This window comes from Aequorivita aurantiaca (genome assembly GCF_030410135.1).
GTDB lineage: Bacteria > Bacteroidota > Bacteroidia > Flavobacteriales > Flavobacteriaceae > Aequorivita > Aequorivita aurantiaca.
In genome coordinates, this window is the sequence record NZ_JAUGQQ010000002.1 from 496,730 (window position 1) to 516,573 (window position 19,844).

19 protein-coding genes are annotated in these 19,844 nt (G+C 38.7%); 14 read left to right on the forward strand and 5 right to left on the reverse strand.

Translation table 11 applies throughout. The annotated features are described in order from the left end of the window. Window positions 1-54 precede the first annotated feature (54 nt). Window positions 55-1,236, forward strand: a complete 1,182-nt coding sequence (locus tag QRD02_RS05645; RefSeq protein WP_290253944.1) for a hypothetical protein — start codon at window positions 55-57, stop codon at window positions 1,234-1,236. Window positions 1,237-1,240: 4 nt separating this feature from the next. Here QRD02_RS05645 and ytxJ read toward each other — a convergent pair whose 3' ends face one another. Beyond that, a complete protein-coding gene (ytxJ, locus tag QRD02_RS05650) occupies window positions 1,241-1,633 on the reverse strand; it encodes a bacillithiol system redox-active protein YtxJ (protein ID WP_290253945.1) in 393 nt (130 codons plus the stop codon). A 203-nt stretch (window positions 1,634-1,836) separates the two neighbouring features. Here ytxJ and clpB point away from each other — a divergent pair, with 203 nt between their 5' ends. Then, window positions 1,837-4,434, forward strand: coding sequence for an ATP-dependent chaperone ClpB (gene clpB / locus QRD02_RS05655; protein ID WP_290253946.1), 2,598 nt, complete (start codon window positions 1,837-1,839; stop codon window positions 4,432-4,434). 160 nt (window positions 4,435-4,594) lie between these two features. Here the strand turns inward: clpB and QRD02_RS05660 are convergent, their stop codons facing one another. Both QRD02_RS05660 and QRD02_RS05665 read right to left on the reverse strand, forming a co-directional pair. Next, the gene (locus QRD02_RS05660; protein WP_290253947.1) at window positions 4,595-5,383 is read right to left on the reverse strand and encodes a T9SS type A sorting domain-containing protein; all 789 of its coding nucleotides are present in this window, start codon (window positions 5,381-5,383) and stop codon (window positions 4,595-4,597) included. 163 nt (window positions 5,384-5,546) lie between these two features. Then, a complete protein-coding gene (locus tag QRD02_RS05665; protein ID WP_290253948.1) occupies window positions 5,547-5,732 on the reverse strand; it encodes a CsbD family protein in 186 nt (61 codons plus the stop codon). Between the two features lie 150 nt (window positions 5,733-5,882). Here QRD02_RS05665 and QRD02_RS05670 point away from each other — a divergent pair, with 150 nt between their 5' ends. The 5 genes from QRD02_RS05670 to QRD02_RS05690 all read left to right on the forward strand — a co-directional run bounded on the left by QRD02_RS05670 (window position 5,883) and on the right by QRD02_RS05690 (window position 10,962). After that, window positions 5,883-6,440: a SixA phosphatase family protein gene (locus QRD02_RS05670; protein ID WP_290253949.1), complete on the forward strand. Its 558-nt coding sequence runs from the start codon at window positions 5,883-5,885 to the stop codon at window positions 6,438-6,440. 72 nt (window positions 6,441-6,512) lie between these two features. Next, window positions 6,513-6,977: an SsrA-binding protein SmpB gene (gene smpB, locus QRD02_RS05675; RefSeq protein ID WP_290253950.1), complete on the forward strand. Its 465-nt coding sequence runs from the start codon at window positions 6,513-6,515 to the stop codon at window positions 6,975-6,977. A gap of 192 nt (window positions 6,978-7,169) precedes the next feature. Beyond that, complete coding sequence (locus tag QRD02_RS05680) at window positions 7,170-9,650, forward strand: DUF5686 and carboxypeptidase regulatory-like domain-containing protein (protein WP_290253951.1); 2,481 nt, start codon at window positions 7,170-7,172, stop codon at window positions 9,648-9,650. A gap of 11 nt (window positions 9,651-9,661) precedes the next feature. Beyond that, entirely contained in the window at window positions 9,662-10,435 is a 774-nt protein-coding gene (locus QRD02_RS05685; RefSeq protein WP_290253952.1) for a dienelactone hydrolase family protein, read from the forward strand. A gap of 11 nt (window positions 10,436-10,446) precedes the next feature. Next, window positions 10,447-10,962 carry a GNAT family N-acetyltransferase gene (locus tag QRD02_RS05690; protein ID WP_290253953.1) on the forward strand — a complete coding sequence of 172 codons (516 nt, stop codon included), beginning with the start codon at window positions 10,447-10,449 and terminating at the stop codon, window positions 10,960-10,962. Here QRD02_RS05690 and QRD02_RS05695 read toward each other — a convergent pair. Beyond that, complete coding sequence (locus QRD02_RS05695; protein ID WP_290253954.1) at window positions 10,959-11,600, reverse strand: protein-L-isoaspartate(D-aspartate) O-methyltransferase; 642 nt, start codon at window positions 11,598-11,600, stop codon at window positions 10,959-10,961. The two genes, QRD02_RS05690 and QRD02_RS05695, sit on opposite strands and share 4 nt — an antisense overlap. A 293-nt stretch (window positions 11,601-11,893) precedes the next feature. Here QRD02_RS05695 and QRD02_RS05700 point away from each other — a divergent pair, with 293 nt between their 5' ends. The 7 genes from QRD02_RS05700 (at window position 11,894) to miaA (ending at window position 19,089) form a co-directional block, all read left to right on the forward strand. Then, window positions 11,894-12,862 (forward strand): Gfo/Idh/MocA family protein, encoded by a 969-nt coding sequence (locus QRD02_RS05700; protein ID WP_290253955.1) that lies wholly within the window; start codon window positions 11,894-11,896, stop codon window positions 12,860-12,862. Between the two features lie 43 nt (window positions 12,863-12,905). Next, window positions 12,906-13,796 (forward strand): 3-hydroxybutyryl-CoA dehydrogenase, encoded by an 891-nt coding sequence (locus QRD02_RS05705; RefSeq protein WP_290253956.1) that lies wholly within the window; start codon window positions 12,906-12,908, stop codon window positions 13,794-13,796. A gap of 42 nt (window positions 13,797-13,838) precedes the next feature. Then, window positions 13,839-15,077 (forward strand): DUF1015 domain-containing protein, encoded by a 1,239-nt coding sequence (locus tag QRD02_RS05710; RefSeq protein WP_290253957.1) that lies wholly within the window; start codon window positions 13,839-13,841, stop codon window positions 15,075-15,077. Between the two features lie 38 nt (window positions 15,078-15,115). Then, window positions 15,116-15,793 carry a YggS family pyridoxal phosphate-dependent enzyme gene (locus tag QRD02_RS05715; protein WP_290253979.1) on the forward strand — a complete coding sequence of 226 codons (678 nt, stop codon included), beginning with the start codon at window positions 15,116-15,118 and terminating at the stop codon, window positions 15,791-15,793. Between the two features lie 93 nt (window positions 15,794-15,886). Then, window positions 15,887-17,266, forward strand: a complete 1,380-nt coding sequence (locus QRD02_RS05720) for an exonuclease domain-containing protein (RefSeq protein ID WP_290253958.1) — start codon at window positions 15,887-15,889, stop codon at window positions 17,264-17,266. A 39-nt stretch (window positions 17,267-17,305) separates the two neighbouring features. Continuing rightward, entirely contained in the window at window positions 17,306-18,172 is an 867-nt protein-coding gene (locus QRD02_RS05725; RefSeq protein ID WP_290253959.1) for an ion transporter, read from the forward strand. After that, window positions 18,172-19,089 carry a tRNA (adenosine(37)-N6)-dimethylallyltransferase MiaA gene (gene miaA, locus QRD02_RS05730; protein WP_290253960.1) on the forward strand — a complete coding sequence of 306 codons (918 nt, stop codon included), beginning with the start codon at window positions 18,172-18,174 and terminating at the stop codon, window positions 19,087-19,089. Before QRD02_RS05725 ends, miaA begins: the two co-directional genes overlap by 1 nt. 35 nt (window positions 19,090-19,124) lie before the next feature. On the opposite strand, the gene QRD02_RS05735 is transcribed toward miaA, so the two are convergent. Continuing rightward, the gene (locus QRD02_RS05735) at window positions 19,125-19,841 is read right to left on the reverse strand and encodes a response regulator transcription factor (protein WP_272855326.1); all 717 of its coding nucleotides are present in this window, start codon (window positions 19,839-19,841) and stop codon (window positions 19,125-19,127) included. Window positions 19,842-19,844: the final 3 nt, after the last annotated feature.

A 19,844-nucleotide genomic window follows, 5' to 3' on the forward strand; every position in this document is an offset into this window, starting at 1 on the left:
ACACATTGGCACTACAATTGTATTTTAGGTTCCAATAACCAAATCAATTTCGGTATGAAAAATATTTATCTGTACCTCATAGCAATTCTTTTTAGCCTATCCTGCAATAGCGTAAAACGCACCCAAAAGTTTGTCCTGCAAGGCAATTATGACGAAGCAATTGAACTTGCCGCCAAAAAATTGCAGAAGGATAAAGGCGCAAAGGAATATGATGCCCATATCAAACTATTGGAAGAAGCTTATTTAAAAGCCAAGGACGAAGACATTCGCAGAATTGGTTTTCTTGAAAAAGAAAATAATATGGCCGGGGCCAAAGAAATTTATTATACTTATTTGGATTTGCAGGCGCGCCAAGATTTAATCCGCCCTTTACTTCCTCTTTACAGCAATGAAATGGGCAGAAACGCCAATTTTGTTTTTTCTGACTATTCCCAAGATTTAATTGGCGCGAAGGATGCTTATGTGAAGTCACTTTATCAAGAGGCCTCTATTTATATGCAGCGCAATACAAAACAGGATTATAGAAGCGCTTTTAATATTTTATGTGAACTAGATGAAGTGCAGCCAAATTACCGTGATGTTAACCAAATGAGGGATGACGCCCGTTTTTACGGTACCAATTTCGTTTTTGTAAATATAAACAATCATACCGGACAGTTTATTCCCTTTCGCCTGGAGCAGGATTTGCTAAACTTCAACACCTATGGATTGGACGAATTTTGGACGGAATATCACGCAAAACATGAGGCTGGAATCCAATATGATTTGGGAATCGATCTAAATTTTCAGCGCATACAGATTTCTCCCGAACGCATTTCAGATTCACAGTATTCCAGAAAGCAGCGGCTTAAGGACGGCTATGATTATAGGAGAGACCGTAATGGAAACATTGTGCGCGATACTTTGGGAAATCCAATTAAAGTTGAAAAATTTATAGATGTTTCAGCGATCATTACTGTTACTACCCAACAAAAAAGTGCCCATATCGCGGGCACAGTTGTGTATAAAGACGTAAACACCCATAGGCAATTGAACAGTTTTCCAATTTCTTCGGAATTTATTTTTGAAAATGTCTTTGCTCGATATAGAGGCGATGAACGCGCCCTAAATGGTGAAGATTTGAGGTTGCTGAACAATTATTTTATTCCCTTTCCTAACAATGAACAAATTATATTCGATGCGGGGAACTTATTGAAGGAAAGATTTAAGGAAATTCTGCGAAACAATTCCCTTTAAAATTTTAGAGGAATTTTTTTAAATGTGAAGCCTCAATAGCATGGTGTGAATCGTGATGCACCACTACCCCATTTCTTATCACAATCATTTGCGGACTCTCGTGCTGCACTTTGAAACGAGAGGCAATTTCGTTTGAAATGGCTCGATTTTCCAGAAGATCCAAATAATAAAGTTTCATTTGCTCGTCCGTTAAAGAATAATTCTTTTCGAAAAGTTTCATCACTCCTCTACTTGTCCCGCAGCGTGTTGAATGTTTAAAGATAGCAACCGGTTTCGTTTTGGACTGTTCCACAATTTCATCCAATTGCTCCAATTGACTGAGCACATGCCACGGAACTTCAATTATTTCTTCATTTGCAATGTCCCGTTGTGTTTTAAAAAGATCGCGTAATCCCATTGTTTTTTCTTTTTTACAAAGCTACATTTTATAATTGCGGATGTTTCTAAATGAAATTATAAAAATTTGTTTGTTAATCCCGTCACAATGACTGTTAAAGCAAGGGTTTCGGCGGACATTTTGTCCTACTTTTAAAATGGCTTCAATTTTGAAATCTAATTAACTAGAAAATAAAGAATTCTGAAACTCGAAAATTTTAGCATATGAACTTTAATAATTTTACTATAAAAAGCCAGGAAGCCATACAGCAAGCGCAACAAATTGCACAAGCACATGGCCACCAACAGATTGAAAATGAACATATCCTCAAAGCTATTTTTGAGGTTGATGAAAATGTAACTCCTTTCATCCTAAAAAAACTGAACGTTAATCTCGTTACCCTAAAACAAATTTTGGACAGGCAATTGGAAAGCTTTCCAAAGGTTTCCGGTGGTGATATAATGCTATCCAGGGACGCTAATAAAACCGTTATTGAGGCAAGTAACATAGCAAAAAAAATGGGAGATGAATTTGTTTCAATCGAACATTTATTACTGGCTATTCTAATCTCCAAAAGCAGCATTGCCCAAAGTCTCAAAGACCAAGGCGTAACAGAAAATGGGATGAGGGCGGCTATTGATGAACTTCGTGGAGGCGAAAAAGTTACCTCCCAAAATGCCGAAGAAACATATAATTCCTTAAACAAATATGCAAATAATTTAAATCAACTTGCCCGCGATGGCAAATTGGACCCTGTAATTGGCCGTGATGAGGAAATTAGAAGAATACTCCAAATTCTTTCCCGAAGGACGAAAAACAACCCAATGCTTGTAGGCGAACCCGGGACCGGAAAAACGGCGATCGCAGAAGGCTTGGCGCACAGAATTGTTGATGGCGATGTACCTGAAAATTTAAGGACCAAAGAAATTTTTTCACTAGATATGGGCGCCCTCATTGCCGGCGCTAAATACAAAGGCGAATTTGAAGAGCGTCTAAAATCGGTTATCAAAGAAGTAACTTCCAGTGAGGGCGATATTGTGCTTTTTATTGATGAAATCCATACTCTAGTTGGTGCCGGCGGCGGACAAGGTGCTATGGATGCGGCTAACATTCTGAAACCCGCACTTGCGCGCGGTGAACTTCGTGCAATTGGCGCAACAACTTTAGATGAATATCAAAAGTATTTTGAAAAGGACAAAGCCTTGGAGCGCCGGTTTCAAAAAGTAATGGTTGATGAGCCGGATACGGAAAGCGCTATTTCCATCCTTCGGGGTATTAAAGAGAAGTATGAAACCCACCACAAAGTCCGAATTAAAGATGAAGCAATCATTGCAGCCGTGGAACTTTCCGAAAGATACATTACCAACCGATTTCTTCCCGACAAAGCCATTGATTTAATGGATGAAGCTGCTTCAAAACTGCGTATGGAAATAAATTCCAAACCTGAGGAATTGGATGTTCTGGACAGAAAAATAATGCAGCTTGAAATTGAAATAGAGGCAATAAAACGTGAAAAGGATGAAACGAAATTAAAATCCCTTTATGCAGATTTGGCTAATTTGAAAGAAGAAAGAAACGAGCTTAACGCAAAATGGCAAAGCGAAAAAGAAGTGGTGGACAATGTTCAAAACCTAAAAACCCAGATAGAGGAGTTTAAACTGGAAGCCGAACGCGCTGAGCGCGAAGGCGACTTTGGTCGCGTGGCTGAGCTGCGTTATGGCAAAATTAAAGACGCCCAGGCGGCCCTAAGCAAACTGGAAACCCACCTGGCGGAAAATCAAGAAGGCTCCTCCATGATTAAAGAAGAAGTTACCCGAGAGGACATTGCCGAAGTAGTTGCAAAATGGACAGGAATTCCCCTAACTAAAATGCTTCAAAGCGACCGGGAAAAACTTTTGACGCTGGAGGATCAACTTCACAAACGTGTGGTGGGCCAATTTGAGGCAATACAAGCGGTTAGTGATGCCATTCGCCGAAGCCGGGCGGGACTGCAGGACGAGAAGAAACCGATAGGAAGCTTTCTATTCCTTGGAACCACGGGCGTAGGTAAAACAGAGCTTGCTAAAGCCCTTGCCGAATATCTTTTTGATGATGAAAATGCAATGACGCGAATAGATATGAGTGAATATCAGGAACGGCACAGTGTGAGTCGTTTAGTGGGCGCGCCTCCAGGATATGTGGGTTATGAGGAGGGCGGACAATTAACGGAAGCGGTTCGCAGAAAACCATATAGTGTGGTTCTGTTGGATGAAATTGAAAAAGCGCACCCGGATACCTTCAACATTCTTTTGCAAGTGCTGGATGAGGGGCGTTTAACGGACAACAAAGGGCGTCTTGCCGATTTTAAAAACACCATAATTATTATGACCAGTAATATGGGTAGTGATATAATTCAGGAGCGATTTGAAACTGTTAAGGACCCCGAAACGGCAATGGAAGGTGCCAAAATAGAGGTTCTTGCATTGCTTAAACAAACCGTACGCCCAGAATTTTTAAATCGTATTGATGACATTATCATGTTCACCCCACTTTCAAAACAGGACATTAATAGAATAGTGGAACTGCAACTGAAGGGCGTATCCAAAATGTTATTGAAACAGAACATCGTTTTGGATGCAACACCCGAGGCCATTGCTTACCTAGCCCAAAAAGGCTATGACCCACAATACGGTGCGCGACCTGTAAAAAGAGTGGTTCAACGTGAAGTTCTAAATGAATTGAGCAAGGAAATTTTGGCCGGAAAGGTAACCACTGAGAGCATTATTCTGCTCGACAGTTTTAATGATTCATTGGTGTTTAGGAACCAAGAAAATTTTGTTTAATAAGTCTGAAAGTAATAAATTACTTTTATAATATTTCTCTAAATGATAAAATTATCGGAAGCATTACGCTATTTCACTTCTAAATAGAGACATGAATTAATAAAAAACCTCAGCATTTATAAATTGACTGAGGTTTTGGTTTTTATTACAATTGGAAAGTTTATTCTATAATTATTCTTTTAGTCAAAGAGTTATTGTCAGCCACAACTTTCACCATATAAATACCGGGTGAAAGATGAAGTTTTAAACTAATATTCTCTTCAGAATAATTATTTGTAAAAACTTGTTGGCCAAGCGTGTTGAAAATCACTACGGAGGACTTTAAAATGCCTGGTAGTTTTATGCTCACGTTTCCTTTTGATACCGTTGGATAGATGCTAAAATTAAAAGCATGGGCCTCATCTATACCTACAGTTATACATTCCATAACTTCTGGTTCAAATCCTTGTGGAAATGAGTTTTCGAACGTTTCTACTCCACTTAAAGGCCAAATGTCCTTATTTAGCAATACATTCCCAGGGCCAATTAAGCAGAATGTTGGATAGGCATTTACCCCGAAATTTGCATCAACTGCAGGACCACCGCCTTCATTGCTTATTGCGGGTGCGTGGTTAAAGGGACCGCCGTGGTCTATATGATATTGCCTAACGCGTGCGTTATTATCATTTCCATTATTTATGGAAAGGGCGAAAACATCCCCCGCATTACAGCCGTATTTATCATGAAACTCATTGAATATAGGTGCAGAGCCTTGACACGGCACACAATCTACAAAAAAGAAATCCAGCCATACGTATTTTCCCTGAGCAGTGAGTGTATAAAGGTTATACACGTTGCCATCCGTATCGGTTACGGTGAAATCATCCACAACATCGCCCACATTGTATGTTGTAACTTGTGCCTTTCCAATGAAGGTACATAGCAAAAGAAATAAAGTAATTTTTTTCATAAGATTATCATTTAAGGTTCGTATAGCGCTAAGTTATGCCTTTATCACAAAAATTTTCAAAATTCATTGGCTTTTTAATAAAAAAAAGACCCATCAAAATTTCAATATTGAAATTTTGATGGGTCCGGCTTCAAATAAAGCGGTAATTAAAGTTTAGCAAAAACTACCACTTGTCAATCTGATCTTTTAATCTTTCTTTTGATTCACCTGTTTTTTCCTGAAGGCGACCAAGCAGTTCATCCGATTTTCCCTCGGCATATGTTAAATCATCATCGGTAAGATCTGCATACTTCTGCTTAAATTTACCTTTTACTTGGTTCCATTTACCTTTAAATTGATCTTCGTTCATAGCTTTTTGTTTTAAGTTAATTAATGTTCTTTTTCGTTTTATAAAATTACAACACACACCTTCATATTTATAATAACGAAATATTAAAGAATACCCCACTTAAGTTATAAATTTGCCAATAAGTCCTAAATACTGTTATCTTAAATCCTTATGAAAAATTTACTATTAGTATTGACCTTGTTTCCACTACTCACGTTTTGTGGTAAGCACCAAGAAAAAGAAGAAAAAAACCCTGTCGTTGAGCAACTGCCGCATTATCCCAAGGAATATAGTGCCACCTTCTATTTATTGCGCCATGCGGAAAAAGTGCGCACAAACCCAGCCGATCCTGACCCATCATTGAACATAGAGGGAATGCTACGTGCGAAACGTTGGGCTGCCTACTTTGAACCTTTAAATATTGACGAAATATACATAACCCAATATGTCCGTACCAAACAAACGATATCGCTCATCGCACAGCAAAAGCAGATATCCCCCAGAAGGTATAACCCAAATACAATTTATTCAGAAGATTTTCTGAAGCAAACCAATGGCAAAACAGTAATCATTGCGGGTCACAGTAATACAACTCCAAAATTGGTGAACCAACTTATTGGAGAGGAAAAATTCACAGATATGGATGATGCCGACAACTCCACCCTATTTAAGGTTACCATTAACGGAAACAACAAACAGGTTACAACCACAAAAGTAGAAGCCCCTTAGCGCACTCAATTTGTAAAGATGAACAACAAGAAACTGGGTACTGAATACTGAATACTTATTACCTTTGCACTTATGGCAATTCAGAAAAACGTAAAAATAAAAAACCGTAAAGCTCGGTTTGAATATGAAATACTTGACACATTCACGGCTGGCATTGTCCTGCGGGGTACCGAAATTAAAGCTATTCGTGAGGGAAAGGCCTCCATTGCCGAAAGTTTCTGCGAGTTTAGCAATGGAGAACTTTTCGTTATCAATATGACCGTGCAGGAATACAGCCACGCATCCAACTTTAGCCACGCCCCAAAAAGCGAGCGAAAACTGCTCTTGAACCGTAGCGAATTAAAAAAACTGGAAAAGGAGGTTAAGAATAGTGGTTTCACCATTATTCCCTTACTGCTTTTCACCAATGATAAAGGTTTGGCCAAGTTAGAAATTGCGCTGAGCCGAGGCAAGAAAGAATATGATAAGCGCCAAGTGATAAAAGAGCGGGATTCTAAAAAGCAGCTGAGCCGAATCAAAAAAGCGTTCAATAATTAATTTACGCTTCCGTGCGTAAGTTTCAATGGCAGAAGTAAAAGCACTTAAAGCAATAACGCTTTTTTAACAAACCCGAAATCCTTTTATTAGTAATTTGCGTAAGTCTATTGTTCCCTCGAGCGCAGTCGAGCGGATTTTTTCTATAGCAAAAAATAAAGGTTTCGACTGCGCTCGACCCCGGACAAATACTCCATGCGAATAATCATTTTTCTCTATTCAATACTTTTTTCAGCAACCCTTTCCGCGCAAATCATCGGAAAGGTAACCGATACCAAAGGCCAGCCCCTTCCCTACGTAAACATCTATCTTCAAAACAGCTATATTGGCACCACAACCAATGATGATGGCAATTATTCCTTGAATATTTCAGAGAAAAAAGAATACAAGATTACGTTTCAGTTTTTGGGTTACAAAACCATGAACAAAACTGTTACTCCTTCCGCCTTGCCCTATATTTTGAATATTTCCCTTGAAGAAGAAACCACTAGTTTGGAAGAAGTAGTGTTGAACACCACGGAAGATCCCGCCTATCGCATAATCCGAAATACCATTGCACAGCGAAAGGAAAATCTTGAAAAACTGAGCGAATATACAGCAGATTTTTATTCCCGCGGACTCTGGCAAGTGAAGGACGTTCCCGAAAAAATTATGGGCCAAGAAGTTGGAGATTTTGACGGGATGCTAGATTCCACACGGACTGGCATCATTTACCTTTCAGAAACCATTTCAGAAATAGCATTTCAAAAACCCGATAAGTTTACCGAAAAAATTATAGCCAGCAAAGTGAGCGGGAATGATAACGGCTTCAGTTTTAACAGTGCGCAGAGCGCCAATATTTCATTTTATGAAAATACCATTGAACTGAACGCAGCCTTGGTTTCCCCCATTGCCAATAATGCCTTTAGTTATTATAAATATAAATTGGACGGCGTATTTTACGAGGGGAGCAAACTCATCAACAAAATTAAGGTTATTCCGAAACGACCCAACGATAGAATTTGGCAGGGTTATGTATATATTGTTGAGGACGATTGGCAGCTTTACGGCGTAGAACTTTCAACTACCGGGGCCGCCATTCAGGTGCCATTTGTAAGCAATTTGATGGTGAAACAAAATTATAAATACGATAGCACGCATAATTTTTGGGTGAAAATTTCACAAACGGTAGATTTCGGTTTCGGGCTATTGGGAATGAAGGGCGACGGCCGGTTTATCGCCGTTTATAGCAATTATAATTTCAAGCCGCAATTCACCAAAAAATCTTTCACCAATGAAGTGCTTTCCTTTAAGCCCGAAGCCAACAAAAAGGATAGCATATTTTGGAAAGGCAGTCGTCCGGTTCCATTGACGGATGAGGAGTTGAGAGATTATATAAAAAAGGATAGCATTCAAACGTTAAGGCGCTCCAAACCCTATTTGGATTCTATTGATTCAAAATCAAATAAGCCAGGAATTTTGAGTTTGTTGGCAGGTTACACTTATAAAAATTCCTTTGAAAAATGGTCCATTGGCTATGAAGGCCCTTTGCCGAAAATAAATTTTAACACTGTTCAAGGCTGGAACAGCATGGCCGGACTTACTTTTAATAGGTGGTATGACGATAACCAGACCAATACGCTTTCGGCAGCCGTTCGGGCAGAATACGGTATTGCGGAAGACAGGCTTCGATTTACGGCCAACATTCTTCGGAATTTTAACTGGACTGACAAATTACGGCTCTCACTTTCCGGAGGAAGCATTGTTGCCCAATTCAATGATGTTGAACCCATTTCGCCAATTATAAATACTGTTGCCACCCTTTTCTTTGAACGAAATTATATGAAGTTATATGAGCTAAATTTTGCGCGAATCGGTTTCAGTCAGGAAATTTTGAATGGGTTTCATCTCTACGCCACGGTTGCCTATGAAAACCGAAGTCCCCTTTTCAACACTACCGATTACGTTACCATTCCATTTGATGACGTGAGCTATACAAGCAATAATCCTTTGGCTCCAAACGATTTTGAAAATGCGGCAATAGCGGAACATAATATTCTGAAAAGCAAGATTATCGCACGGATAAATTTCGCGCAAAAATATTTTTCAAACCCCGACATGAAATTCAATATTGGCAATAATAAATATCCAGAGCTTATTATTTCAGCCGAAAATGGGGCCGCGGTAACGGAAAGTCATTATGATTATACTCAATTTGAAGCCAGCGTGAATCAATCGCTTTCCCTCGGAAATAAAGGCCAATTCAATTATAACTTAAAAGGCGGTACATTCCTGAATGGCGATGGAATTTCATTTGTAGATTACAAACATTTCAACGGAAACCAAACACGTGTGGGTACTTCTCCCAACTATACCAATGTTTTTAATTTGATGCCGTATTACGATTTCAGCACCCACAAAAGTTATTTTGAAGGGCACGTGGAGCATGATTTCCGCGGATGGATTTTAGGGAAAATCCCCGGGATTAACCAATTAAATCTCAACTTAGTTGCTGGCGCGCACTTTTTGGGGACAGAAGCAAGAAAACCATATTCCGAATTTTCAGTAGGTATCGATAATCTGGGCTTCGGAAAATTTAGATTGCTGCGGGTTGATTATGTTCGTTCCTTTTATAATGGCGGCGGTTATGGAGCTTTTATTTTTGGGCTAAAGTTTTTAGATCTTTTGGGTCTGTAATTAATATTACCATGAAAAATATTTTAAAATCACTGCTCGTCCTTTCGCTCATAACGAGTTGCATCCCGATGCAAAAAGTGCCAAAGGATGCTTCTATGACGGATTTTTTCCACTTCAAAAAAGCAAAGGAATATGATCCCGAAAAATGGGCAGTTTTTCTACCGGGCACTGGAGGTTTAAGGATTTTTAAGGACACCACCCATTATTTTGATATGGCGGAAAAATTGAACGCCGAAGGTATTTCCGTATTGCTGGTTGACAATGTAGCCGCCTATAAAGCTTCCAAAAGAAATATAGACGAAGAAGAACCTGCACAAATTCTGTGGACGCTGGAGCAGGCATTGAAATGGGCGAAAAAAACCGGGAAAATTGACGATTCTGCAAAAGGAAGTATCGTTGGTTGGTCACGGGCAGGGTTGGGATTAATCCCCCTTGCAAATAATGCTTCGCAAATTGAATTCTTAAGAATAAAATCCATCGCACTATTCTATCCTGCAAATGGTTACGAAATACAATTTGAACCAAAAGTTCCAACACTTATAATGACTGGAGGAAAAGATAAAATTGTAAAATTAGATGACATCCTTAAATATTTAGTGGCAGAAAATGCGACCATTCACGTTTATGACGATGCCTATCATGGCTACGATGTGGAAAGCTTGAAAAAGGGAAAATATTTTCGCTATATCCCATTTATTAGCAAAAAAAACTACCTGCTAAAATACGATGAAAAGGCCGCGAACGAATCCATTGAACAATTGATTGATTTTTTAAAAAATAACTAAAACACTATAAAATGACAACGTCATTTCCAATATTAAAAACTGAGCGGTTAATTCTTCGCCAAATATTACCGACCGATGTGGACCGAGTGTTTTTTCTCCGTTCCGATAAACTAGTCAATACCTATATAAAAAGGGTTTCGCAGACACCTGCAACGGCATTGGCACATATTAAATTGATTACCGATAATATATCAGCCGATCAAGGAATAACTTGGGGAATAACAACCAAGGCGTCAAATATATTGATAGGTTCCATTTGTCTATGGAATTACTCAGAGGATAGGAAAAAAACAGAAGTAGGTTATGATCTCGATCCAGAATTTCAGGGCAAAGGAATTATGAGCGAGGCGCTGGCGGCAGTTCTAAATTTTGGCTTCCAAAATAAAAAATTTGAAACCATTGAAGCTTATACTGATTATAGGAATCTTCCTTCAAAAAATCTCTTGAAGCGACATGGATTTATTCCAAGAGAAGGTATTAAAGACGTTGATAACCAAAACAATGTAGTGTATTATCTAAACATTTAATTTTTGTCTTCTAATAATGGCACAAATCGGAATTCGCCATATTCTTCTTTCTCAAATTCTGTGTCCGATTGCCGTAAATAAACGGTCATAATTTGAACATTTTCGCCTACCGGAATTACCAATCTTCCGCCAACTTTTAATTGGGCCAATAATGGGTTTGGAACAAAAGGTGCTCCGGCAGTAACAATTATTCCATCAAAGGGCGCTTCTTCTTCAAGACCTAAATAACCATCACCAAAAATCATCCGTTTCGGTTTATATCCCAATTTTGGAAGAAATAGTTTTGCTTTTTTAAAAAGCTCATTCTGTCTTTCTATTGTAAACAGGGTGGCTCCAATTTCTAAGAGTACTGCAGCCTGATACCCACTGCCCGTGCCTATCTCCAATATTTTATCGCCTTTATTAACCTGCAAAAGTTCCGTTTGACGTGCCACTGTATAGGGCTGGGAAATTGTTTGGTCTGCGGCAATCGGGAAAGCCTTATCCACGTAAGCATGTTCCACAAAACCGGAATCCATAAAAAGATGACGCGGAATTCTTCCAATGGCCTGCAAAACTATTTTATCTGCAATCCCTTTCTTTTTTAGGGTTTCAACCAATTTCTTTCGCATTCCTTGATGGGTAAATGTATCTTTCACTTCTTTATAAAATTAATTGATGAGCATTGATATATAATACTACAAAGTAACCATTTTACAATAGAACGCACCAAATTTGGCGGAGCAAATTCCAAAGTTATTGGCATCAAAACAGGTGATAAAAATAAATGCCAATGTTTTAAAAATGGAAAAGCCTTAAATTTATACACTTCTATTATGACCACAAAACATAATAAATTTCGCAGTTGTTGGGCAGATTGGTGTATTGCAATCTGTCCCGCTAAAATCGAAAATTCCCTCAAAAGCCTTACATTTGTGAAAAACACACGTCAATGCTGAAAGCGGGAGTTCTGGGTGCTGGCCACTTAGGAAAAATACATTTAAAATTATTGCAACAATCCACAAAATATGATCTCGTGGGGTTCTATGATGCCAATACGGATGTTTCGCAAAAACTAGAAAATGAGTTCGGCTATAAAAGTTTTTCGTCAATGGAAAGCCTTATTGATGCTAGTGATATGGTGGTTGTGGTTACTCCCACCAGCACTCATTATGAATGTGCGGAGAAAGTTATAAATGCCGGCAAACATCTTTTTATTGAAAAACCTATTGCCCAAACCGTTGCCCAAGCTGAACGGATTCGCGATTTGGCAAAACAGATGAGAGTTCGTGGACAAGTTGGCCAAGTGGAACGTTTTAATCCTGCGTTTCAAGCAATTAAGAACAAAATTCACAACCCAATGTTTATTGAGACACACAGGTTAGCGGAATTCAATCCGCGGGGAACCGACGTTTCAGTGGTTTTGGATTTAATGATCCATGATATTGATGCTATACTGAGTGTGGTAGACAGTACAGTAAAGAATGTTAGCGCCAGCGGCGTCTCGGTTATAAGCGAAACCCCCGATATTGCAAACGCCCGAATTGAATTTGAAAATGGATGTGTGGCCAATTTAACGGCCAGCCGTATTTCCCTAAAAAAGATGCGAAAGGCGCGATTCTTTCAGCGTGATGCATATATTTCAGTGGATTTTCTTGAGAAGAATTGCGAGGTAGTAAAAATGAAGGACGCACCGAAGGAAACGGATGATTTTGCAATGGTTTTGACAAATGCAGAGGGCATTAAAAAACAGATTTATTTTGAAAATCCAAAAATAGAAGCCAACAACGCAATTCTTGACGAGCTCGAAAGTTTTTACGAAGCCATTAAAGCAGATAGAACTCCAGAAGTTTCTTTACGGCAAGGAACGGAAGCACTCCGGGTGGCAATGTTGATTATCGAAAATTTCAAAAAAATTTAAAGCCGCAACCAAAAAAAAATAATATCGAAAAAAATAATTATAGATGAAGAATATTGCAGTAATAGGCGCAGGAACAATGGGCAACGGAATAGCACACACTTTTGCACAATTTGGGTATAACGTACAACTGATAGACGTTTCACAAACATCTTTGGACAACGGGATTGCTACCATCAACAAAAATTTGGAGAGAATGGTTGCAAAAGAAAGTATTTCAGAAGAAGAGAAAAACCGGACCCTTTCAAATATTGAAACATTCACAAATTTAGAAGAAGGCGTAAAAAAAGCAAATTTGGTTGTGGAGGCCGCAACCGAAAACGTAGATTTAAAGCTGAAGATTTTTCGTGATTTAGATAAATTTTGCCCAGAGCAAACCATACTTGCGAGCAATACGTCCTCAATTTCCATCACCCAAATAGCCGCCGTTACCTCAAGGCCAGAAATGGTTATAGGAATGCATTTTATGAATCCTGTGCCCATTATGAAATTGGTTGAAATCATAAGAGGTTACAGCACTAGCCAGGCAACCTTTAAAAACGTTGAAGAAATTTCGAAAAAACTGAATAAAGTTCCTGTTGAAGTGAACGATTATCCCGGCTTCGTGGCAAATAGAATTTTAATGCCTATGATAAACGAAGCAATAGAAACCCTTTATAACGGGGTGGCAGGTGTAAAGGAAATTGACACCGTAATGATGTTGGGTATGGCCCACCCGATGGGCCCATTGGCTTTGGCAGATTTTATTGGATTGGATGTTTGCCTCTCCATTTTAAACGTGATGTATGACGGTTTCAAAAATCCAAAATATGCCCCTTGCCCTCTTTTAGTAAATATGGTGATGGCGGGAAAATTAGGCTCAAAGAGCGGCGAAGGTTTTTACGATTACAGCCAAAATCGAAAAGCGGAAGATGTAGCCAAAATGTTTTCGAAATAAAAAATTTGATCATCAAAGAAACTGCTACTGAACTCGAAACAAATGGCCCAAATAATCCCCTTTAAAGCTGTAAGACCCACCCGCGACAAAGTGAGCCTGCTTGCAGCGCGCTCATATGACAGCTACACTGCCGCCCAAGTAGAGTCACGCTTACGAGACAATCCATTTTCGTTTTTGCACATTGTGAATCCAGGCTACAAATATCAAAAAGAAATTTCGGGACAGGAACGCTACGGACTGGTGAAAAATCGATATCAGGAATTTAAAGAGGATGGTATATTTATTGAAGAACGAAAACCATCCTTCTTCGTCTATAAAATTGTTAACCGTGATGGACTGGAATTTGTAGGCATAGTTGGTGCCGCGAGTGTGCAGGATTATGAGGATGACGTTATCAAAAAACACGAGGATACATTGGAGTTTCGGGAATTGCTTTTCAAGGAATATCTGAAAACAGTGGGTTTCAATGCGGAATCGGTGCTACTAACCTATCCCGACAATCTAGAACTGGAAAAAATTATTATCGCGATAATGCAGAGCCGCCCAGAATATGAATTTACCACAACCTATCGCGACACCCACTACGTTTGGAATGTGGACGATGAGGTAATTTTGGAGAAAATTCAAAATATATATTCTCAAATGCCGGCGCTTTATATTGCCGATGGGCACCACCGTTCGGCATCTTCATATTTGTTGGCAAAGGACCTAAGGCAAGAAAATCCAAATCATACTGGGAAGGAAGCCTATAACTATTTTATGAGCTTCTTGATTCCGGAAAGTGATTTGAAAATTTATGAATTTAACCGATTGGTCACTGATCTCAATGGAATGGGAAAACAAGAATTTCTCATTAAATTGGATGAACATTTCCGAATCGAGAACAGAGGAATGGAATATTTCAAACCTTCAAAATTGCATGATTTCAGCATGTATCTGGATGGCGAATTCTATTCATTATCGCTTCGTAAAACAAAATATAAAATAAATAACGCATTGGACGCCTTGGACACACATATTTTATATGTTACTGTTCTAAAACCGCTTTTGGGTATCGAAGATCTTCGAAATGATCAACGAATAGAATATTCCCACGGAAAAAGAGATCTGGCTTATGTGAAGACCGCTGTAGATTCGGGAACCTTTGCGGTAGGTTTCGGCTTACTGCCAGTAACCACAGATGAAATTAAAAAAATTGCTGATGAAGGTTTGAAAATGCCCCCAAAAAGCACATATATTGAACCAAAACTTAGATGTGGTGTTACTGTTTATGAGTTTTAAAAGGCCGTAAAACAAAATGCCGTACAATGGAAAATGAAATGATGATTGCCGAAAATATACAGCGCTTCAAAAATAAATTGCCCAAACACGTAACGTTAGTTGCGGTTTCCAAAACCAAACCGGTGGACGAATTGATGCAAGCCTATAATGCAGGACAAAGAATTTTTGGCGAAAATAAAATCCAGGAAATGGAAGCCAAGTGGCAGCAAATGCCGAAAGACATCCAGTGGCATATGATTGGCCACGTGCAACGAAATAAAGTGAAATTCATGGCGCCCTTCGTGAGTTTAATCCATGCAGTGGACAGCTTCAAACTTTTGAAGGAAATAGATAAAGAGGCCAAAAAAAATGCACGAACCATTGAATGTCTGCTTCAAATTAAAATTGCTGAAGAGGAAAGCAAATTTGGAATGGAAAAAATGGAGGCATATAATCTTCTCATTTCGGAAGAAGTAAAAAAGCTTACAAACGTTAAGATTGTAGGTTTAATGGGCATGGCATCCTTTACGGAGAATGAAGAGCAACTTTCCGAGGAATTTCAAAAACTCAAGAAAATTTTTGAAGAATTTAGAAACCATCCAATCATTAACGGGGAATCGAATCTATTTAAAATATTGAGTATGGGGATGAGCGGAGATTATGAAATAGCCATCAAAAACGGCAGCAATATGGTGCGCGTGGGAAGCGCCATTTTTGGGGAACGAAATTATCAATAATTTTTCGCTATAGTTTAGATGTAATTTCCATTTTAAATTTTTTAAACAGAAGTAAAACGAACCCACAAGAATAATAAATATTAAAACTATTAAGTGTACGCAATTTTAGACATAGAAACTACGGGAGGGAAATATAATGAAGAAGGCATAACTGAAATTGCAATCTATAAATTTGATGGCCACGATATTGTGGACCAATTTTCAAGCCTCATAAATCCTGAAAAACCCATACAACCCTTTGTTGTTAACCTAACGGGAATTAATAACGATATGCTTCGGCACGCTCCTAAATTTTACGAAGTTGCCAAGCGAATAATTGAAATTACTGAAGGTTGCATTATAGTGGCCCACAATGCGCTTTTCGATAATAGAATTCTCTCTACGGAATTTGACCGCTTGGGTTATAATTACGAAATGGAATCTCTATGTACCGTGGAGCTTGCCAAAAAATTAATCCCGGATATGCCATCCTACAGTCTTGGCAAGTTGGTTCGTTCCCTTGGAATTCCACTCAGCGATCGGCATCGTGCGCAAGGTGATGCCAAGGCAACTTTGGCCCTTTTTAAAGTATTGTTGGCAAAGGACACTTCAAAGGAAATCATTAAAGAAACTCTTCGAAAAGATCCAAAACGACAATTGGAACCAAAACTTTTCGATATTATTGAAAACGCCCCTTCCGAAACCGGTGTTTATTATATGTATAATGAAGCGGGAACCGTAATCTATATTGGCAAGAGCAAAAATATTCGAAAAAGGTTGATGCAACATTTCACAAATGATAACCGGCGGTCGAAAAGATTGCAATCCCAAGTAACTTCGGTTAGTTATGAAAAAACGGGAAGCGAGTTGATAGCGCTGCTTAAGGAAGCTGAGGAAATTAAACACAACAAACCACTATTTAATAAAGGTTTTCGCCAAATACCTTATACCCATCAACTGTCCACCTTTGTTGATAATTATGGTTACATTAATCTAAAACTAGAAAAAGCAGACGGTCGCAAAAAGGCAATTATGACCTTTAACAATTATCAACAGGCGAAAACGGCGCTGTTCAACATTACTGGGGAAAACCAGCTATGCCAGACGCTCACCGGACTTTCCGAGCCAGACAAAGAATGTTTTGGACTTAAATTAAATGACTGCTATGGCGCGTGCTGTGGGAAGGAATCTGTGGCAGAATATAACAATAGGGTAAATGCATTTTTAGAAAAAAATAGTTTTGAGAATCAAAATTTGCTAATCATAGATCGAGGCAGAGTAATTGATGAACGCTCAGCAATATATATCGAAAATGGAATATTTATGGGCTTTGGCTTTTATAATTTGAACTATCAAATCAATAATCCGGAAATATTGAAATCCATTATCATCCCAATGTGCGACAGTCGCAATGCCCAGCATATTATTCAGAATTATATGCAACGGAAAAAAGGACTTAAAATCGTAAACCTATCTGCAAATTCGGTTAAATAGCAGGAAGTTGTTTATTTTTAGTAATTCAAAAACCATACTTTGAAACCATCCAATAAAAAATCCTGGCGCTACCGCCTTCATGAAATTATTTATGAGGCGGACACGCCAATGGGAAAATTGTTTGACGTAACGCTGCTAATCCTAATTTTATTAAGCATCGTCTTCGTAATGTTGGAAAGCGTTCATGAATTCGACCTAAAATACCATAAACTGTTGTATATAGGAGAATGGATTATAACCATTTTCTTCACTATTGAATATATTGCGAGAATAATTACCGTTAAAAAACCGCGAGCGTATATTTTTAGTTTTTATGGAATTATAGATTTTCTATCCACAATACCTCTTTATCTATCTTTTATTTTTGCGGGAAGCAGTTTTTTACTTTCAGTCAGAGCCCTTCGTTTATTACGAGTGTTCAGGATTTTGAAAATAACGCGCTACATTGGCGAAGCATCTAAACTGCGAAAAGCACTAATGAACAGCAAGGCGAAAATTTTCGTTTTCCTATTCGCCGTATTGATAATTTCAGTAATCGCCGGAACATTAATGTATATAATTGAAGGTCCCGAAAATGGTTTTACCAGTATTCCCGTGAGTGTTTATTGGTGTATAGTAACGTTAACTACAGTGGGTTTTGGTGATATCGCACCCACAACACCGTTGGGTCAGTTATTGGCAACCCTAATAATGATTTTGGGTTATGGCATTATAGCCGTTCCGACTGGAATAGTTAGTGCAGAATATTCGCGAAGAATGGAAAAAAAAGACGTGCTGGGCCAAGATTATGTTCACGTTAACACGCAAGCCTGCCCCAATTGCGGCGCCCAACGCCATCGGGATGATGCAAAGTATTGTCATAAATGTGGGGAAAGATTAAACCCGCATAATCATGTTGAAACCTAATGGCCTCTAAAAAACCATTGCTAATTTGCGTTGTTGGCCCAACGGCCATTGGCAAAACCTCATTGGCCATAAAACTTGCGCAAGAATTTTCCACAGAAATAATTTCGGCTGATTCACGCCAATTTTATAAAGAAATGTCAATTGGTACCGCCGTTCCTTCGCCATCGGAATTGGCAGCCATACCGCATCATTTTATTCACAATATAAGTATTTCGCAACCCTATTCCGTTGGGGATTTTGAAAGAGAATGCATTCAATTTTTAAACCAGTTTTTTAAGAAAAGAAACGTCGCAATTATGGTGGGTGGCTCAGGCCTCTACATTGATGCCGTGATAAAAGGATTGGACAATTTCCCAGAAATAGCTTCAGAAACTAGAAAAAAACTGAACAAGGAGCTAAATCAAAACGGGATCAAAGTACTACAAACTGAGTTGCAACTGGCAGATCCAGTGTATTTTGAGAAAGTAGACCAACAAAATCCACACCGATTAATAAGGGCACTGGAGGTTTTCCGTGCCACCGGTAAACCGTATTCCTCTTTTTTAAATAAAGAAGGGACAAAGAGAGAATTCGAAACCCTTTTCATAGGTTTAACAGCGGAAAGAGATGCAGTTTATTCCCGTATTAACCAAAGGGTGGATCAAATGGTCGAGGCCGGATTATTTGAGGAAGCCGAAAGCCTGCTTCCACAGAAGGAATCAAATGCGCTGCAAACCGTGGGGTATCGTGAAGCATTTGATTATTTTGAAGGTAAAATTTCAAAAGAAGAAGCCATTTCAGAAATTAAAAAAAACACGAGAAGATATGCCAAACGCCAGATAACGTGGTTTAAAAAAAACGAAGCTATACATTGGTTCAATTTCCAAACGGATGAATCTACCATTGTAAATTTCATAAAAGAAAAAAACGCCCTTTGAAGGCGTTTTTTTACACTTATCTTAACTTGGGAGCTCTAATTTTCCACTTCGTTCTTCACAACCAAACGGAAACCTTCTCCATGAATGTTTACAATTTCAACGCCATCATCCTTACTTAGGTATTTTCTTAGTTTTGCAATGTAAACGTCCATACTGCGCGAGGTAAAATAGTTATCATCGCGCCAAATTTTCGTTAGGGCAAGTTCCCTCGGCATCAAATCATTTTTATGAAGTGCCAATAGACGGAGCAATTCATTTTCCTTAGGGGAAAGTTTTATTGGGGTTTCTTTGTTATAGGTTAAAAATCTCAGTTTGGAATTGAGATGGAAATTGCCAATTTGAAATTCGAATTGCTTGCTATCTGCAATGGAATCAGTTGCCTTACGTTGAATGATGGCTTTAATTTTCATTAACAGCACTTCGCTGTCAAAGGGCTTATTAAGGTAATCATCCGCCCCAACCTTGTAGCCTTTCATTACATCTTCTTTCATTGCTTTCGCTGTAAGGAAAATGATTGGCACATCTTCATTTTTTTCTCGAATTTCCTTGGCAAGGGTAAAACCATCTTTGTAAGGCATCATTACATCAAGAATACAAAGATCGAAATCATCTTTTTTAAATTTTTCAAAACCTTCCATTCCGTTTTTTGCGTGCGTCACGTTGTAATCGTTCATGGCCAGGTAGTCTTTCAACACCGTGCCAAAGTTGGGATCATCTTCTACAAGAAGGATTTTTTTGTTTTCTGTTTCCATAAT

Coding starts and splice junctions, on each gene's coding strand:
- smpB (WP_290253950.1), top strand. CDS start 6,513: ATGGCAATTCAGAAAAACGTAAAAATAAAAAACCGTAAAGCTCGGTTT.
- QRD02_RS05715 (WP_290253979.1), top strand. CDS start 15,116: ATGATGATTGCCGAAAATATACAGCGCTTCAAAAATAAATTGCCCAAA.
- QRD02_RS05735 (WP_272855326.1), bottom strand. CDS start 19,841: ATGGAAACAGAAAACAAAAAAATCCTTCTTGTAGAAGATGATCCCAAC.
- miaA (WP_290253960.1), top strand. CDS start 18,172: ATGGCCTCTAAAAAACCATTGCTAATTTGCGTTGTTGGCCCAACGGCC.
- QRD02_RS05665 (WP_290253948.1), bottom strand. CDS start 5,732: ATGAACGAAGATCAATTTAAAGGTAAATGGAACCAAGTAAAAGGTAAA.
- QRD02_RS05680 (WP_290253951.1), top strand. CDS start 7,170: ATGCGAATAATCATTTTTCTCTATTCAATACTTTTTTCAGCAACCCTT.
- clpB (WP_290253946.1), top strand. CDS start 1,837: ATGAACTTTAATAATTTTACTATAAAAAGCCAGGAAGCCATACAGCAA.
- QRD02_RS05685 (WP_290253952.1), top strand. CDS start 9,662: ATGAAAAATATTTTAAAATCACTGCTCGTCCTTTCGCTCATAACGAGT.
- QRD02_RS05690 (WP_290253953.1), top strand. CDS start 10,447: ATGACAACGTCATTTCCAATATTAAAAACTGAGCGGTTAATTCTTCGC.
- QRD02_RS05705 (WP_290253956.1), top strand. CDS start 12,906: ATGAAGAATATTGCAGTAATAGGCGCAGGAACAATGGGCAACGGAATA.
- QRD02_RS05700 (WP_290253955.1), top strand. CDS start 11,894: ATGCTGAAAGCGGGAGTTCTGGGTGCTGGCCACTTAGGAAAAATACAT.
- QRD02_RS05710 (WP_290253957.1), top strand. CDS start 13,839: ATGGCCCAAATAATCCCCTTTAAAGCTGTAAGACCCACCCGCGACAAA.
- ytxJ (WP_290253945.1), bottom strand. CDS start 1,633: ATGGGATTACGCGATCTTTTTAAAACACAACGGGACATTGCAAATGAA.
- QRD02_RS05645 (WP_290253944.1), top strand. CDS start 55: ATGAAAAATATTTATCTGTACCTCATAGCAATTCTTTTTAGCCTATCC.
- QRD02_RS05670 (WP_290253949.1), top strand. CDS start 5,883: ATGAAAAATTTACTATTAGTATTGACCTTGTTTCCACTACTCACGTTT.
- QRD02_RS05660 (WP_290253947.1), bottom strand. CDS start 5,383: ATGAAAAAAATTACTTTATTTCTTTTGCTATGTACCTTCATTGGAAAG.